Source organism: Vibrio sagamiensis NBRC 104589, from assembly GCF_007990935.1.
Classification (GTDB): domain Bacteria; phylum Pseudomonadota; class Gammaproteobacteria; order Enterobacterales; family Vibrionaceae; genus Vibrio; species Vibrio sagamiensis.
Genome location: NZ_BJXJ01000144.1, coordinates 1 through 777 on the forward strand (window position 1 = coordinate 1; position 777 = coordinate 777).

Annotated in this window: 1 protein-coding gene; it reads right to left on the reverse strand. The window is 36.4% G+C overall.

What is annotated here, in order from left to right; genetic code table 11:
• Window positions 1-46: 46 nt before the first annotated feature.
• Window positions 47-595 carry a fimbrial protein gene (locus tag VSA01S_RS19845; RefSeq protein WP_147052815.1) on the reverse strand — a complete coding sequence of 183 codons (549 nt, stop codon included), beginning with the start codon at window positions 593-595 and terminating at the stop codon, window positions 47-49.
• Between the last annotated feature and the right edge of the window lie 182 nt (window positions 596-777).

Below are 777 nucleotides of genomic sequence, written 5' to 3' on the forward strand. Positions count from 1 at the left end.
TTGAACCTTTTTATTGAATACTATTTTCTAATACTATTTGATGAGCTTAGTTGTAATCCAAGGTAAATGTTGACGTCGCTTCAAATTCCCCTTCTTTAACCGTTGCACCATCTTGCTTTGACATGGCTACTTCAGCCGAGAAATGTAAGATATTTTGATTACTGTTCCCAGCAACAAGATCAACGTCTGCAAGTGGTACGTCAAAGTCTACAAGATTATCATTGCTATCGTATAATTTGACTACCGTATCTCCAGAACCACCGACTGTTTTGAGTTCGTTAGCAAAGCCAGATGTTGTATTACCTGAAAATGTAATTGATACTTTTTTATTATCATCAGGACCAAACGTACAATTCACTAAACGAATCTCGAAGTCTTGACGTTGAGAAGCACCACCATTTAACAAGTTAGCTTGGCTTACTTGACCGAATGGAACCACTTGATTAAGAGATTCAGGAACAATACCACATGGCGTTGCAGTCACAGCCCCTTCAAAATGTATTTGACCCGGTTTTGCTTCAGCGTGAGTCATTGGGCTAGCTAGTACAGAAGTTACAGAAATAATAGTAAGGATTTTATTTAGTGTAATTTTCATGTGCGTCTTAACTCTCTATATTAAAGTGTAATGCTTATCTGATAATAATTATCAGCGGTAGCGATGTGGTGTATTCTTCACTCAAATTAATTAATTGTCAAAAACCCATAAGCACAGTGAATATATAAGCCACAAGGCTTTATTTCTTAATTCGAACAATAAATAACAGAACCCTGACAAAC